General features: G+C 53.2%; 12 protein-coding genes. 6 read left to right on the top strand and 6 right to left on the bottom strand.

Going from position 1 to position 15,060, the window contains the following annotated elements; translation table 11 throughout:
- Positions 1 to 55: 55 nt before the first annotated feature.
- The 6 genes from ACQY5R_RS14085 to fusA all read right to left on the bottom strand — a co-directional run bounded on the left by ACQY5R_RS14085 (position 56) and on the right by fusA (position 10,037).
- Positions 56 to 358, bottom strand: a complete 303-nt coding sequence (locus ACQY5R_RS14085) for an STAS domain-containing protein (RefSeq protein WP_428609548.1) — start codon at positions 356 to 358, stop codon at positions 56 to 58.
- 89 nt (positions 359 to 447) lie between these two features.
- Positions 448 to 1,209 carry a ParA family protein gene (locus tag ACQY5R_RS14080; protein WP_428609547.1) on the bottom strand — a complete coding sequence of 254 codons (762 nt, stop codon included), beginning with the start codon at positions 1,207 to 1,209 and terminating at the stop codon, positions 448 to 450.
- A 209-nt stretch (positions 1,210 to 1,418) separates the two neighbouring features.
- Positions 1,419 to 4,745 carry a PAS domain S-box protein gene (locus ACQY5R_RS14075; RefSeq protein ID WP_428609546.1) on the bottom strand — a complete coding sequence of 1,109 codons (3,327 nt, stop codon included), beginning with the start codon at positions 4,743 to 4,745 and terminating at the stop codon, positions 1,419 to 1,421.
- 172 nt (positions 4,746 to 4,917) lie between these two features.
- On the bottom strand, positions 4,918 to 5,277 hold the full coding sequence (locus ACQY5R_RS14070) for a response regulator (protein WP_428609545.1): 360 nt from the start codon (positions 5,275 to 5,277) through the stop codon (positions 4,918 to 4,920).
- Positions 5,278 to 5,293: 16 nt separating this feature from the next.
- Positions 5,294 to 7,498 (bottom strand): EAL domain-containing protein, encoded by a 2,205-nt coding sequence (locus ACQY5R_RS14065; RefSeq protein ID WP_428609543.1) that lies wholly within the window; start codon positions 7,496 to 7,498, stop codon positions 5,294 to 5,296.
- A 460-nt stretch (positions 7,499 to 7,958) separates the two neighbouring features.
- Positions 7,959 to 10,037 carry an elongation factor G gene (fusA, locus tag ACQY5R_RS14060; RefSeq protein WP_428609542.1) on the bottom strand — a complete coding sequence of 693 codons (2,079 nt, stop codon included), beginning with the start codon at positions 10,035 to 10,037 and terminating at the stop codon, positions 7,959 to 7,961.
- 712 nt (positions 10,038 to 10,749) lie between these two features.
- On the opposite strand from fusA, the gene ACQY5R_RS14055 reads away from it, so the two are divergent.
- From ACQY5R_RS14055 to ACQY5R_RS14030, 6 genes are all read left to right on the top strand, one after another.
- Positions 10,750 to 10,875 carry a PEP-CTERM sorting domain-containing protein gene (locus ACQY5R_RS14055; RefSeq protein WP_428609619.1) on the top strand — a complete coding sequence of 42 codons (126 nt, stop codon included), beginning with the start codon at positions 10,750 to 10,752 and terminating at the stop codon, positions 10,873 to 10,875.
- 79 nt (positions 10,876 to 10,954) lie between these two features.
- A complete protein-coding gene (locus ACQY5R_RS14050; RefSeq protein ID WP_428609540.1) occupies positions 10,955 to 11,836 on the top strand; it encodes a sterol desaturase family protein in 882 nt (293 codons plus the stop codon).
- Between the two features lie 293 nt (positions 11,837 to 12,129).
- On the top strand, positions 12,130 to 13,401 hold the full coding sequence (locus ACQY5R_RS14045; protein ID WP_428609538.1) for a tyrosine-type recombinase/integrase: 1,272 nt from the start codon (positions 12,130 to 12,132) through the stop codon (positions 13,399 to 13,401).
- The gene (locus ACQY5R_RS14040; protein ID WP_428609537.1) at positions 13,398 to 14,159 is read left to right on the top strand and encodes a hypothetical protein; all 762 of its coding nucleotides are present in this window, start codon (positions 13,398 to 13,400) and stop codon (positions 14,157 to 14,159) included. Before ACQY5R_RS14045 ends, ACQY5R_RS14040 begins: the two co-directional genes overlap by 4 nt.
- Positions 14,160 to 14,326: 167 nt before the next feature.
- On the top strand, positions 14,327 to 14,524 hold the full coding sequence (locus ACQY5R_RS14035; protein WP_428609536.1) for a helix-turn-helix transcriptional regulator: 198 nt from the start codon (positions 14,327 to 14,329) through the stop codon (positions 14,522 to 14,524).
- Positions 14,525 to 14,526: 2 nt separating this feature from the next.
- Positions 14,527 to 15,060: hypothetical protein (locus tag ACQY5R_RS14030; RefSeq protein ID WP_428609535.1), on the top strand; the 534-nt coding region annotated here is incomplete at its 3' end.

Here is a 15,060-nt window from a genome sequence, read left to right as displayed (position 1 = left end):
CGGAATTCCCGTTCACCGGCACAAGAACAGACCACTAGACATGGCGTGTCGCTACTCACGCGATGCTAAACAACTTGTCAAAATTGGCGATTTGCAGAATCTCCCTCACTGCGTCATTGGCGTTTACCAGTGACACCGGCATTTGACCGCAGGCATGCTCCTTGAGCTGCAACAACATCCCCATAGAAGAGCTGTCCATGTACTCGGTATCCGATAGATCGACCACGAACCGCCGCTCACCTTTCGGATACTGCTTATAGGCCGACGAAAACTCGTGGTGACTGGAAAAGTCAAAACGGCCCGTCACTTTGAGTAAGACCTGCTCCTTATCTGCTGACTCTACCACTGAAACCCCCATCGAACGCCTCCTTCGATTAGCATCGAATTACTGCCCTCGTGAGTGCAGTATCGCCCAACCGAGAAAAACTGCCAAGACTCGAATATTGACTACCGATCCAATTCGATACGCCGCAACAACTCACCGGCCAATTGTCTGAAATCCGCCGCTGAACGGCTATGGGCTCGATACTCAAAAACCGTCCTACCCATTTTCCTTGCTTCGGTAATCAGCTCCGACTGGCAGATAACAGTCTGCAAAAAATTTTCCGGCGCCAGACCTGAAAATTTCGACACCGCCACCCCCGTCAGACGACGTCGGGCCGGGATGCGGTTCATCACGATGGTATACCTGAGCGCCCCCCCTCTCGCCGCACTGAAACGTCGCACCGTCTCCAATAGATGAGGCAATGATTCTGCACCGGCCGCATCACCGCTTACGGGGATCAGCGCCATATCCACTCCCAGCAAGGCGTTGGCGACCAGCAATTCCGATACAGAAGGACAATCAAATAGCATAAACGCCTGTCCGGGCATTCCCTTGAGTAGCGCTTGTTGTAACAGCAACCCCTGCTTCATACCTGGATGCTCCGCCCGCTCAAGTTCCGCGAGTCTGGATCCAGACGGTATCAAGTGCATCTCATCACGTGTACTGATCGCAACCGTCTCAAAGTCAACAGCATCAGTCAGTACCTGATCTATCCCTTGCGCCGGTTGCCTGAACAAGCCCAGGGCCGTTGAAAGATCACCGGCAGGGTCAAAATCCACCAGAGTGACTTGATGCCCCGCCAGGGCAAGGGCATGTCCCAAATTGAGCGTTACCGCCGTTTTGCCGACGCCTTCCTGGCTATTGAAAATTGCGATCGTGTACATAATCAGCCCGTCGATATGCGGCCGTCGCCGCAAACCTGCTGGCGCCGCTCCATTCCCGGGACCGTCAATCGATCAGATGGCGATGGTATGCTCATCTCCCTTGTATAACAGATAGAGACCATATTCACTAGGCAGCGTATGCGAACCTAAGCACTGATCGGAGCCTGTTAACACTACATGGATACCCGGTATTGGCCTGGCACAGGCCGTCACAAGGATGGCCGACGAATCGGCAGTTGCACAGAAAAGCAGGCTCCCTGGCCGGGTGATGATTGAACCTTCATGGTACCGTTGTGATTTTCGGTAACGATAAAATACGATACCGACAGACCGAGGCCGGTACCGACCCCCACCTGTTTGGTAGTAAAGAAGGGCTCAAATACCCGCTTGAGGACTTCAGGGCTCATACCCGGACCATTGTCCTCGATATCGAGCTGAACCCGCTCACCGACCCTAAACAGCCGGATAGTAAAACAGGGCTCCGCGACGTCCGCCCCGGGTTGAAACATGGCCTGCGCGCCGTTCTTTAACAGGTTGAGAATAACTTGTTTAATCTGACCGCTTTCACAGGCCACCTTGGGTAAATTTTTTGCGTATTCGCGCCTAATCTTGATTTTTCGAAAATCATATTTTTTCTTCAGATCATAATCGTTGGATGCCAATTCAATCGTGACATCCACCAACTTCGGCATATCCTGTGGATTGTAGTCGACACTGCTTTTTCGGCTGAAACTCAGCATATTCTCCACAATACGGGCCGCCCTCAGTCCCGACTGGGAGACATTCTCCATCATCTTATAGATGCCCCGTCTATCGAGGTAAGCTTGCAACGCATCCAGCGGCAATTGACACTCAACCGCCACTTTCTTATTGACCTCCAACGACAAATTAAAACGATTCCGCATAACCTGAATATTCTGAATAATCCCGGCCAAGGGATTATTAATTTCATGGGCCATGCCAGATGCCAAACCACCCACAGAGAGCATCTTTTCCGACTGAATCATCAGTGCCTCAATACGCACCCGCTCCGTCACATCATCGATCCGGATCACTGCACCGCCAGCCTCTCCGGCCAGAGGATAGACACTGATATCCTCATAGATATAACCCGAGCCTATGCCCCTGACACGCCTTGCACTGGTAGCGGGTTGGCCGGTTGACATGGCACTTCTAATATTGTCCATGTCTATTGAAATCTGCGGAAAAACTTCGTCCAGCAGACCTCCAACAGCCTCATCCGGATTCACTCCCACACAGGCCTTTGCCGCACTGTTCAACTGTACGATACGACACCCCTCATCGACAGCCACGAGCATGGAAGGCATTGAGTCGACCACATTCTGCAAATAGTTACGCAGTTGCATTGCTTCGCGAGCCGACGCCTCCCTATCGGTTACATCCAGACCGATGGTAATGGATCCTGGTCGCCCCGCGGTCTCACTCAGCGCCCGGATATTCCATACCATGCTCCGTTGCATGCCATTTTTGCAGACAATGCGGGTATGAAAGTTCTCTAACGAATGATTGGCGGCGATCGCCGGCAACACCACTGAACTAATTTCATTCAGGTACTCTGTGTCGGGATAAAGCCGTTTCATGATATGTCGGCGCGACACCACTTCTTCACGGGTATAGCCACTGATCCGTTCGGCAGTCTTATTCCAGATAGCGACATTTTCCTGCTCATCATAAACAGCCAACCAGACTTCGGCGTTATCAATAATGGTCTGCTGAAATTGGTTCAGATCACGCACGGCCTTCTCGGCCGCGGCGCGGTCGGTGACATCCCGGGCAACCCCGACCATGCCGACAATTTTTCCAGCTTGGCGGTAAGGGCGCTCACTGATCTCAAGACGGATTGACCGACCCTCTTTGTGCCGTATCTCAATTTCATACGGAGGATGGGGTTCGCCGGTGCGCAGTGCCTGGTCGGTAATCTCTTTTACGGGCTGGTTAATCGGAGCATCGGTGAGGGTATCTGCATAATTGCCACGCCACTCCTCAGGGTCAAAACCGGTTATTCGCCTTACGCTGGGTGACACATACTGAAAATTCCCGCTCAAATCGTGTCGATAGATGAAATCGTTGATGTTATTCAACAGGAAGTTTTGTTCGGCAAGCAGCATTTCCAGTCGGTCTCTAGACTGTTCCAATGCCGCCTGGACCTCCTTTAACTCACTGATATCCCTTCCTTCAGGGATCAAAAGCGTTACTACACCCTGATCATCCAATATCGGTTTGAGGGAAAAATCCATATTGAGCAACCGCCCATCTCGAGTGTAGTGGGAAGTCTCAAACCGCACAAAATGTCCCTGCGCAGCCGATTCAATGGCGTTCGCAACCTTTGTCCGCTCACTTTCGGAATGGGCAAACCAGGGGGTATCCGCGAAGTTCATCCCACAGACCGAATCCAGGGTAACACCGCAACTATTCAACGCACTTTCATTAGCATCCAGAACCACTCCTTCCGGCGAAAGGAGGCCTATGAATTGAAAGGTCTGGTTAAAGATTCCCTGAAACCGCTGCTTGTTCTCCCGCAATCTGGCCTCGGCCTCTATACGCGTGCGGATATTGAAAATCAAAATAACGATGGTACCCAGTAGAATCACGACTAACAGGAGCGCCACCCATATCTCTATTTTGTAAGCTTTATAAAATGACCAGGGCTCATTGATGATGATGGCATCAGACGGCAGCGACTCCGCTGATATATGCCAGCGTGATAATGCATTAAAATCGAATATATAACGGTTGGCGCCCTGCTTGACGACAGGAATCGATCCAGCCGGCTCCCCCCTGAGGATGCGCTTACCCAGCTGGGCCATCACTTGGCCCTGATAGTAACCGCTGATAACGTTACCACCGATAATATGTTTTCCGACATTGAATTCCAGCAGGCAAAAAACCGGTACCTGACTGGCGCTGGCCAGTGCCTCACCGATCTGTTCGTAGGTAGATTGAAATCCCTCCCGATCAGAAAAATAGACGCCAAGAAGTACCACTGAATTGGCCGGTAGTTGGGCGATTCGTTCGTGCTGTTCATCCAAGGACAGATTGTCGGCATAGGTGATATGCAGCTGGCCTTCAAACGGTTTCAACTGGCGCCTGATCTCCGACTCCCAGGCGCGCCCCGTCTTCAGATAATCGTTGATAATGTAGATTTCTTGTGTCTTCGGAAAGAGGCGCAGTGCCAGTTCCACCGTTGCCGGCGCATCAAATATCTCCGCAACACCGGTGATACCGGAGATGCCCTTTATTTGCTCATCGTTGAAGTCATTGACGCCGGCAAACGAGACCGGTACGCCAGGAAAGAGCTCGTCCCGATGAGCCCGTATAAAATCATAGGCATGGTTGTCGGAAACCAGTATCAAATCGAACGGCCTGTCACGGTATTTTTCCGCAAAATGCCTTGCTAATGACTGCAGATAAGCCTGGCTGTAATGGCGCTTGGTATCCATATTTTCCACCTGCAGCACCACTTGACCGTTTTCCGGTGATAGTTCGTCCCGCACGGCACGTTCAATATCTTTCACCCAGGTCATACCCTGGTGATAGGAGTTGATCAGTAGAACCTGTTTCTGATCAGGGTGACTCGCAAATAGATTCAGCGGGAATAGCAGAAGGAAAAAACATAGAACAATAAGCCGGCAACTACTTATACGCGCAAGCAGTCGGCTCATCCCTAGGCAAAAAAATGCCCGTCGATCATCGCTTCTCATTCAACAACGTCCTGACACCTTCAACAAGAACCGTCAGGTCATCAAGGGGCTTCAGGTACACATGTTGCGCGGTTATTCCGTGATTTTTCAATATATCAGTAAGATGAAATTCGACGGATCCCGTGTGTATCAGAAAACGCAGATCTTGCATAAGCGCCGCAGCCTTAACAATAAACACATCACCACTTTCACCCGGCAAACGCATATCGACTATGGCCACGTCAAACCGCTCTCGTTGAAGCATGTCCAGTGCCTCCTCGGCACTCTCCGCCGATTCGACGACATAGTCGTAATCCTCAAGAAAAGCGCTTAGGCTCTCCCTAATCGAAGCTTCATCATCAATCACCAAAATCCGATACGGCTCAGACAACGTCGGCACCCACGTCGGCGTCGACACCCGCTGTCATATAAGCCTCAAACTGCTCTATGGGTAGAGGCTTACTAAAATAGTAACCCTGATATCGACCACACCCTTTCGCCAGCAGGAATTTCAGTTGATCCTGGGTTTCGACCCCTTCCGCAATCACCTCAAGCCCAAGATGATCCGCAATGGCAATGATCGTTTCCACTATCGCCGCATTGCTCTCATCCACCGTCACCTCCTCAACAAAACTCTTGTCAATCTTCAGGATATCCAGTGGCAATTTTTTGAGATAGGAGAGTGAGGAATACCCGGTACCAAAATCGTCGATGGAGATTTTGACGCCCAGCAATTTAAAGGAAGCCATCTTCTCCACCGTGTCCGCGACATTGTCGATGACCACACCTTCGGTCAACTCCAAGCCAAGACGACTGGGGTCCGCCCCCGTTTCAGCAAGTATGCGCTCAACCTGGGCGGGGAAATCCGGCTGCCGGAACTGCCAAGGGCTGACATTGACAGCAATATGCCCCAGCAAAGCACCCCGCTCACTATTGCTCCAGCGGGTGATTTGGCGGCAGGCAGTGCGCAATACCCATTCGCCTATTGGCAGTATTAATCCCGTCTCTTCGGCCACCGGAATAAAGCGATCCGGGGTGATCAGCCCGTGTTCCGGATGATCCCAGCGCAAAAGTCCCTCCGCGCCGCACACGGCGCCGGCGGCGTCTATTTGCGGCTGATAGAAGAGTCGCAACTGATTATTCGCCAAAGCCACCCGTAGGTCCTTCTCCAGGCTCAATCGCTCATCGGCATCCGCCTGCATACCCGGCAGGAAAAAGCGTATGGTATTTCGTCCGGCCGCCTTGGCCTGATACATGGCGGTATCGCCATGCTTCAAGACCGCATCCGCATCTTCTTGATGCATCGGGAACAGGGTGATACCGATACTGGGAGTGATATAGAGTTCATGATCTCGGATGCGAATGGGCAGAGAAAGCAGTTGTCGTATCTTTTCCGCAATTCCCTGTGCCCGTCGCGCCGTTGCCTGGGTATCGCTGGCGACATCGGAAAGCAGGACCACAAACTCATCACCGCCGATTCTCGCCACCGTGTCCTCTTCCCGCAGCACGCTGGCTAGACGTTCCGATACTTCACAGAGGAGCTGATCGCCGACACTGTGCCCAAGAGAGTCATTAATCGTCTTAAAACGGTCCAGGTCGATCAGCAGCAGCGCACCCTCATAGCCATGTCGCTTAGAACGGTTAAGGGCCAACTCCAGGCGATCCAGCAACAAGCTCCGATTGGGCAGATTGGTAAGGCTATCGTGATAAGCCTGATGCTCAATTTTTGCCTCAGCCAGCTTTCGTTCCGTAATATCACGAAACACACCGTAGATTCGTCCATCACCGTTTGGAGCCTGCTCCCGGGTAGCGGTAATGGCACAAGGGCGCTTCGCGCCCTCGTGATCTATCAAGGCGACCTCAAAGTCAGTCACCATACCCGCCTGTTCAAGCTGATCCAGCATCATGTCGCAATGGGCTTGATCTGAAAAGAAATCCCATAACCGCGCCCCCAGCATCTTCTCACGCTGGTAATTGAGATTATTTACGATCGATGGCGATAACTCCTCGATCTGGCCGGCGAGGTCCACCTGGAAATAGACATCCGTCAGACTCTCGAAAATCGACCGGTACTTCTCCTCGCTCTGCATGAGTTGCCGGTTTGTTTCCTGCATCTCCGCATTGGCAAGCTCAAGCTCTTCTGTCCGCTTTTTGACTTGTTCTTCAAGATGTTGCTGGTAGGCCCGGTTCTCTTTTGTCAGGTAACTTCGTTCTAGCGTCTTTTTGACCGCATGAAGCAGTACCGAGAGATCCTGCACCGGTTTGAGCATGTAGTCCCAGGCACCGAGGTGAAGTGCTTCGATCACATCATCAATCACCCCCGTTCCTGAGACCACGATAATCGGCGTATCAGGGGATTTGTTGACCACATACTCCAGCACCTGCAATCCATCCACTTCAGGCATTCGCAGGTCAACCAGTACCAGATCGGGATTGATGGAATCGAATAGTGCTATACCCGCCCGACCATTGTCGGCTTCAATCACCCGGTAGCCATAATCTTCCAGATAGAGGTGAAAGCTCTCCCTGATCGCACGCTCGTCGTCGATCGTCAGGATAGTGGTCGTGTCATCCTTAAGGTCACTCATGCCGGGATCCCGGGCAACGCTTGCCCATGAAAAGATCACGTGCAGATAAAATGGCCGTACAGATCAAAATTCGATTCCCCAGACTCTCCCGTCGTTCAAACATATCACAAGGGGAGTTTTTATATGCTTAATTCCCGGAAATTCTAAACGGTATTGCCCGCCAACGGTATCGGTATCGGTATCGGTATCGGTATCCGGGAATCCCTGTAACATCTTATCTCGGCCCAAGACAGAAAATCTTTAAGGAATATTATGCCTTAGATGCTCGGATAGACTTTACGCCCTATCCCCAGGGCGCAACGAAACAAACTGCACCTCATACTCGACACAAAAAGGCTAATGGAGAGCCGCATACCAGCGGCATTTGACCGTAGGATAGGAATTATTCGCCCCTCCACATTATCCCCAGGCAAAAAAAAAAGGCCGGGCGACTCTCGTCGCCCGGCCTTAGCTCTAACAATTACTTCTTTCTTTCCAAGGTCTCTTTGATGACATCGTCAGCGACATTCCTGGGACATGGCAGGTAGTGCGAGAACTCCATCGAGAACTGGCCACGACCGGAGGTCATGGTACGCAGATCACCGATGTAACCGAACATTTCGCTCAGCGGCGCCTCGGCCTTAATACGGATACCGGTAGCGGCCGTGTCCTGAGACTTGATCATGCCGCGACGACGATTCAAATCACCGATCACATCGCCCACATGATCTTCCGGTGTGTAAACATCCACTTTCATGATCGGCTCGATCAGCTGTGGTCCCGCCTTCGGAATAGACTGGCGATAAGCACCCTTGGCAGCGATCTCAAACGCGATAGCCGAGGAGTCGACAGCATGGAAACCACCGTCCACCAGGGTCACTTTCACATCCAGGCAGGGGAAACCGGCCAGGACACCCTTGTCCATGCTGGTCGCAAAACCCTTCTGAATAGCCGGCCAGTACTCTTTCGGCACGTTACCACCGACCACCACTGACTCAAACTGGAAGCCGCTGCCGGGCTCGCCTGGCTCAATGATGTAGTCGATCTTACCAAACTGACCGGAACCACCGGACTGCTTCTTGTGGGTGTAACTATCTTCGACCCGCTGGGTAATGGTTTCGCGGTAAGCCACTTGGGGTTTGCCCACCGTCACGTCGACACCGTGGGTACGACGCAGGATATCGATCTTGATATCCAGATGCAGCTCACCCATACCCTTAAGGATGGTTTCACCGCTGTCCTCGTCGGTTTCCACATAGAACGAGGGATCTTCCTGCACCATCTTGTTCAGGGCGATACCCATCTTCTCGACAGCGGCCTTATCCTTCGGCGCGATGGCGATGGCGATAACGGGATCCGGGAACACCATCGGCTCCAAGGTCGCCGGGTCTTTCGGGTCACATAGGGTGTGGCCCGTCTTGACGTTCTTCATACCGACCACGGCAACGATATCACCGGCCTGGGCACGGGTCAGCTCTTCACGGGAGTCGGCATGCATCTCAACAATACGACCGATACGCTCGGTCTTACCGGTAAAGGTGTTCAGCACCGTCATGCCCTTCTCCAGTACGCCGGAGTAGATACGCACAAAGGTCAAGGCACCAAAGCGGTCATCCATGATCTTGAACGCCAGGGCGCGCAAGGGTTTTGCCGGATCAACGATAGCAAACTTGCCGGTCTCGTTACCTTCCAGATCCACTTCGGGCTGGGGCTCCACTTCAGTGGGGTTCGGCAAATAGTCGACCACTGCATCCAGCACCAGTTGAATACCCTTGTTCTTGAACGCCGAACCACAGTAGGTCGGGAAGAAATCCAGAGCAATGGTGCCCTTGCGGATGCAGCGTTTCAGATCTTCGATGGACGGTTCTTCACCATCGAGGTACTTCTCCATCAGCTCATCGTCTTGTTCAACAGCGGTCTCAACCAGCATCTCACGATACTCTTCGACCTTTTCGACCATATCGGCCGGCACATCCTGCAGGGAGTAGTTGGTAGGATCACCGGACTCATCCCAGACCCAGGCCTTGCGGGTCAGCAAATCGACCACGCCGACAAACTCATCCTCGGTACCGATGGGGAGAACCATGACCAGCGGATTGGCTCCCAGCACGTCCTTGACCTGCTTAACCACCCGGTAGAAATCGGCGCCCAGACGATCCAGTTTGTTGACCAGGATGATACGCGCCACTTCGGACTCGTTGGCATAGCGCCAGTTGGTCTCGGACTGAGGCTCCACGCCGCCAGAACCGCAGAATACACCCACGCCACCATCCAACACCTTCAGAGAACGGTATACCTCGATAGTGAAGTCAACGTGTCCCGGGGTATCGATGATATTCAGTCGATGCTTGTTCCACTCACAAGAAGTAGCTGCAGACTGGATGGTAATACCACGCTCCTGCTCTTGCTCCATGAAGTCAGTGGTTGCCGCACCATCGTGCACCTCACCGATCTTATGGATCTTACCTGTCAATTTCAGGATGCGCTCGGTGGTGGTCGTTTTACCAGCATCTACGTGAGCGAAGATACCGATATTTCGGTAAAGGGTTAGATCTGTCATGTTCGTACTCTAGAGTTAGACATTAAATGTTAGTATCTGGTGACCACCAACACACATTACCCAGGAGACGGGAATATCAGGGCGATGTCCCCTCCACTCAAGCCTCCCCATCTGAGTCGCTGGTCCGGGCGATCTGCAGACCCACGACAATATGATAAACGTGCCAGATGCTGGTGGTAGCACGAGATGAATTGCCCCGCTCAGCACCCGAAGAAAAGCAGCGCCACGGCAACCCAGCCATAAATAGCCGGCTATTTTAACCTGAAATCCAACCCCAGTGGTAAAGTTTCGTGCTTATTTTTTAAGAATTTTCCCTGCAGTAGAAATGGAAATAGCCGCAAAGTAGAGAAGGCGTGGTACGCCAGGCGAGTGAAAGCGCTAACAAACGCAGCATTTTGCCAAATTCCCCCCTCCTCCTTGCCCAGAGAAGAGTATCGGCAAAGCGCAGGGCCAACCCTGCCATCTATGGATCACATTTCAGCGCGCGGATACCTAAACAAATAAAACCAACCTATTCTGTCAGAATTTTTAACACTCCAAACCTCTACCCCTTCTCCAACAAAACATAACCGACTGTAATTAAATGACAAATGTCAGTCGGCACAGAATCTGCTGGGTAAAGTAATCACCCTATTCATAAACCAAGACGAGGAACGTTAGCGTGAAACACTCTTATGTATCCGCCGCCCAAAAGGTTGTATCGATAGCGGTTATGGCCATGCTTTCAGCCCCCGCTTTTGCCACTTTCCAGGCTGTTCCGGAACCAAGCACGCTGTTATTGCTCGCCGGAGGTGTGGGGGCCGCGCTTATTATTGGTAAATTCAAAGGCAGAAAGTGATCCAGCCACACGTGGGCAGCACCGCGCTGCTCACGCTGGATGTATCCAACCCCTCACTTCAGTGCAGTAACTGACCGCTGTGGAAGACTTTCTGACCGAACATTGGTGGCTGCTGGCCAGCGTTACGTATGTCAGCGGCTTTCTAGCCGTTGCCTTTTGGGAGATGGCCGCTCCGCGGCGCGAGTGGTCTGTCTCCACACTACGCCGTTGGACAAACAACTTCGCCGTATTCATCACCAGCGCTGCGGCCACGTACCTGCTAATCCCCGCACTAACGGTAGGATTCTCACAAATGGTCTTCACCCGGAGCTGGGGGGTATTTAACGTCCTTGGACACGATGGGCTATGGGTAGTTGTCGCGGGAGTCATCATCATGGATTTTGCCCAATACATCGAGCACCGCATGATGCACCAAATACCCATTCTGTGGCGCCTGCACCGCATGCATCACGCCGACATGGATTACGACGTCACCACAGGATTTCGTTTTCACCCGCTTGAGGGGATACTCGCCACCGGCTGGAGAATGGTAATAATTGCCACATTTGGTGTCCCCATCGTCTCTGTAATGCTGGCAGAGTTACTGTTAATTGCCATGAATTACTTTGTTCACGGCAATGCACGTGTTCCGTTGGACCTGGACAGGCTACTTCGTAGGGTAATCGTTACTCCAGACCTACACCGCGTGCACCACTCCATTGAGAAGATTGAAGCCAACGCTAATTTTGGTTCGGTTTTTTCTTTTTGGGATCGCGCCCTTGGAACCTATGTCGCTCAACCGGCCGCCGGGCATAAAAACATGGTGATAGGACTGGAAGGGTTCCAGGAACATAAACACATGAATCTGCCATGGATGCTGGCCAATCCCTTCCTCACTCCTGCCACAGTTGCGATAACAAACCCGGAGCAGGCTCAACAGGTCAATATGGAAACCAAAATCAAGCCGTCAATTCGCCCCTGAAGGACTGAGCCGGGCACTTTTACCCCAAGGGCTGACTATGACCTAGAAACTAATGGGTGCTTGAAAGAGAAAAAGGTGCGGCCATAATTTTTAAGCCGCTGAAAAATATGGAGCTGGCGACAGGAGTCGAACCCGCGACCTGCTGATTACAAAGGATTTTTATTCATTTTTTAAGCTGTTTGAAATTCTTTGCGGTTGTTTTATTACCCATTGTTTTTATTAACTTTTTCTTGCCTTCCTGTTTGAAACCGTATTACACTCTTCGCCGGAATTTGAATCCAGGTGTCTACATTGTGTCTACATTTAAAAATAATCAGCCGGTCAAACTGACCAAAAAACGGGTGGAAACCGCACCCCCACCTATTAATAGGACCCAAGCCTTTATCCGGGACGCGGAACTGCCCGGTTTTGCCCTTCGGATCACCCAGAAGGGGACCAAGTCCTTTATCGTCGAAAAACGGATCAAGGGCCGGGTACGCCGCATCACCCTGGGCAAGTTCGGCCCCCTGACCGTGGAACAGGCCCGGCGCAAGGCCCAGATGGAGCTGGCCCAGATCGCCATGGGCAATGATCCCATCGCGGAAAAGCGCACCCGGGAGGCCCGAGCCGTCACCCTGCGGCAGTGTTTCGACGACTTTCTCAGGGCGCGCAAGAACCTGAAACCCAAGACCGTCAACGACTACACCCGCCACCTGGAGAACAACCTCGGCAGCTGGCTGAAGAAGCCGATCACGGAAATCACCCTGCAGATGATCAGCCGCCGCCACCGGGAGATCGGCGAGAACAACGGCAAGGCCCAGGCGAATGCCGTATTCCGCACCCTGAAATCGGTCCTCAACTTCGCCCGCTTCGAATACCTGGACGGGGAAGGCCAACCCGTTCTGCCCAGCAACCCGGTGGACTACCTGAACCATACCCGCGCTTGGTACCGGGTCAAACGGCGCCAGACCTTCATCAAGCCGCACCAGCTGGCCGCATGGTATCAAGCGGTGCAGGACTTGAAGGCCCCGGACAAGCTCACCTCCTGCCACGTGATCGCCGATTTTCTGGTCTTTGTCCTGTTCACCGGCCTGCGCCACAGCGAGGCCGCCCAGCTCCAGTGGGAGCATATCGACCTGGAGGATCGCACCCTGTTCTTGCCGGATCCCAAAAACCGGGAACCGTTTACACTCCCCCTCTGTGACGTGGCGATAGAGCTCCTGCAAGAGCGCCGCTTTCTGGCAGTGAATCGATTTGTCTTCCCCAACCGCGACGGCTCAGGCTACCTGGTTGAACCCCGCCGCCAGATGCGCCTGGTCACCGAGGCAACCGGGCTTGAGTTCTCCGTACATGACCTGCGCCGCACCTTCATCACCGTTGCCGAAAGCCTGGAGACCTCTCCCTACATCCTGAAACGGATGGTTAACCATAAGGTCAGCAGCGATGTGACAGACGGCTATATCATCAGCGGACCCGAGCGGCTGCGCGCACCGATGCAGCAGGTGGCCGATTTTCTCAAAGATACGATCGGGATCAGCACCCCGGAGAAGGTGGTGCCCCTGGATACCCGGAGGCGGCAGCAGTGAGCATCCGACACAGTTTCGATAACTTCTCACCACTCAATGAGGAGATTGACACCTCAACACCTTATGGCTTTCACGTCGAGATGATTGCCATCAGGGCACGCGAACTGCTCGCCAATCGAACTGATGAGCAACTAAAAGAGTCTCTGGACACCCTCAGCTGGATCCTCGAAGAGGGCACAAAAATTGAGGAACGGGCCGCAGATGAGGCACTCTCCGACGAGTCAGACCGTGACACCTATGTCATAACCAGCACCAACGCCCTCCGCTCCTACATGCCTCTTTTTGACATCAAAGACCAGGCCACCTTCCCCGAGGCCCAGTGGCCAGAGTATTTTGCCCTGCTCTCCCTCGCTTACATCGGCCTGGCGCTTGATGACTCGGGCGACGAAGAGATGAAGCAGCTTGTCACCTCGATCGGTGTAGACCCCAGTACTGTCGATACCCAACGCGAGAACAACCGGCTTGAATACCTGCTATCCGCCGCCGAGGCGATTTCAACGGCCGAAGCGCTCCACCAGTTGCAAATTGACAAACAGAAAATCCATGCCCGTGGGGGTCAGCGCCGGGCGGCCAAATACGCGGCGCTAAAAACCTTTGTTATCGACGAGTGGACCAAAAAATACCAACAGATGAGCAATCGCCAGGCGGGCAAAAAGATCTGGAAAACACTCCCCGACGACCTGAAGGGCCTGCTCACCACTGATGAGCCCTGGCACCGGTTCGCGACCTGGATCGGCCAACATCAGCGTAGATCCTAGCGCCGCACCGGAGAATCCCCGCCCGCCGCAGAGGTTACATATATACGTATGCCAAGTATCCGCGTATGCGTACTTAGCATACGTATACGCCTACTCAGCGGGCACATTCCATCCCCCCTGAAAAAACATCACTGTCTCCTACGAGTTCATTCAATCAGGAGACAACCATGTCGCAACAACTGCTCAACACCACTGAAGCCGCCCGTTTTCTGGGAGTGAGCAAAGCCTTCCTTGAGCGTGACCGCTGGGCAGGCGCACGCATCCCCTTTGTAAAGGTCGGATCCCGGGCTGTCCGGTACCGCCAGGCAGACCTGGACACCTACATTGAACAGGCCACCCGCTCCTCCACATCAGACCGAGGCTGACCATGTACCGTGATTGGAGCCAACCTCGAACCGATATCCATCCACCCATACCATTTGAGGCAAATCCAGCGGTCGAGCTCCTGTGGCGATTACCGGACTCGACCGACCTGGATCGGCACTTCCTACTTGACCAGCTTAATCGATACCCGACCGAGATAGCCTCTGCTATCGCGGACAGGTATCAACTGACAGCGGACAAACAGGGAAAGCGGCAGGCCAACCTCAACCTTCTGCGCTACTCCTCGAGAACTGGCCCCGACGTCAACATCCTCAGCATGACCGAGGAAGAGATTCAAAACTGCGCCCACATAAAGGCACGGGCCTGTAAGCGTATCCGCCAGGGCTACGGCGATACACACCAGGCGTATCGGGCACTATGCAGCCATCTTGAGGCCGAGGGTTACCAACCCGCTGCGATATCGCAGCAAGTCTCGCTTGTTGGTGCGCTAAACCGCATGTGTCACCACAGGTGGTGGAAGCGGCGCATTGAAACCCGCTCAATTCGCACCTATGAATCACTAGCCATCGAGAACGGC

Origin of the sequence: Sedimenticola sp., from assembly GCF_050289425.1 — a bacterium.
Lineage (GTDB): Bacteria > Pseudomonadota > Gammaproteobacteria > Chromatiales > Chromatiaceae > Sedimenticola.
The sequence above is the reverse complement of the archived record's forward strand: the minus strand, read 5'-3'. Positions and strand labels throughout refer to the sequence as shown.

Coding starts and splice junctions, on each gene's coding strand:
- ACQY5R_RS14085 (WP_428609548.1), bottom strand. CDS start 358: ATGGGGGTTTCAGTGGTAGAGTCAGCAGATAAGGAGCAGGTCTTACTC.
- fusA (WP_428609542.1), bottom strand. CDS start 10,037: ATGACAGATCTAACCCTTTACCGAAATATCGGTATCTTCGCTCACGTA.
- ACQY5R_RS14055 (WP_428609619.1), top strand. CDS start 10,750: ATGGCCATGCTTTCAGCCCCCGCTTTTGCCACTTTCCAGGCTGTTCCG.
- ACQY5R_RS14065 (WP_428609543.1), bottom strand. CDS start 7,498: ATGAGTGACCTTAAGGATGACACGACCACTATCCTGACGATCGACGAC.
- ACQY5R_RS14080 (WP_428609547.1), bottom strand. CDS start 1,209: ATGTACACGATCGCAATTTTCAATAGCCAGGAAGGCGTCGGCAAAACG.
- ACQY5R_RS14035 (WP_428609536.1), top strand. CDS start 14,327: ATGTCGCAACAACTGCTCAACACCACTGAAGCCGCCCGTTTTCTGGGA.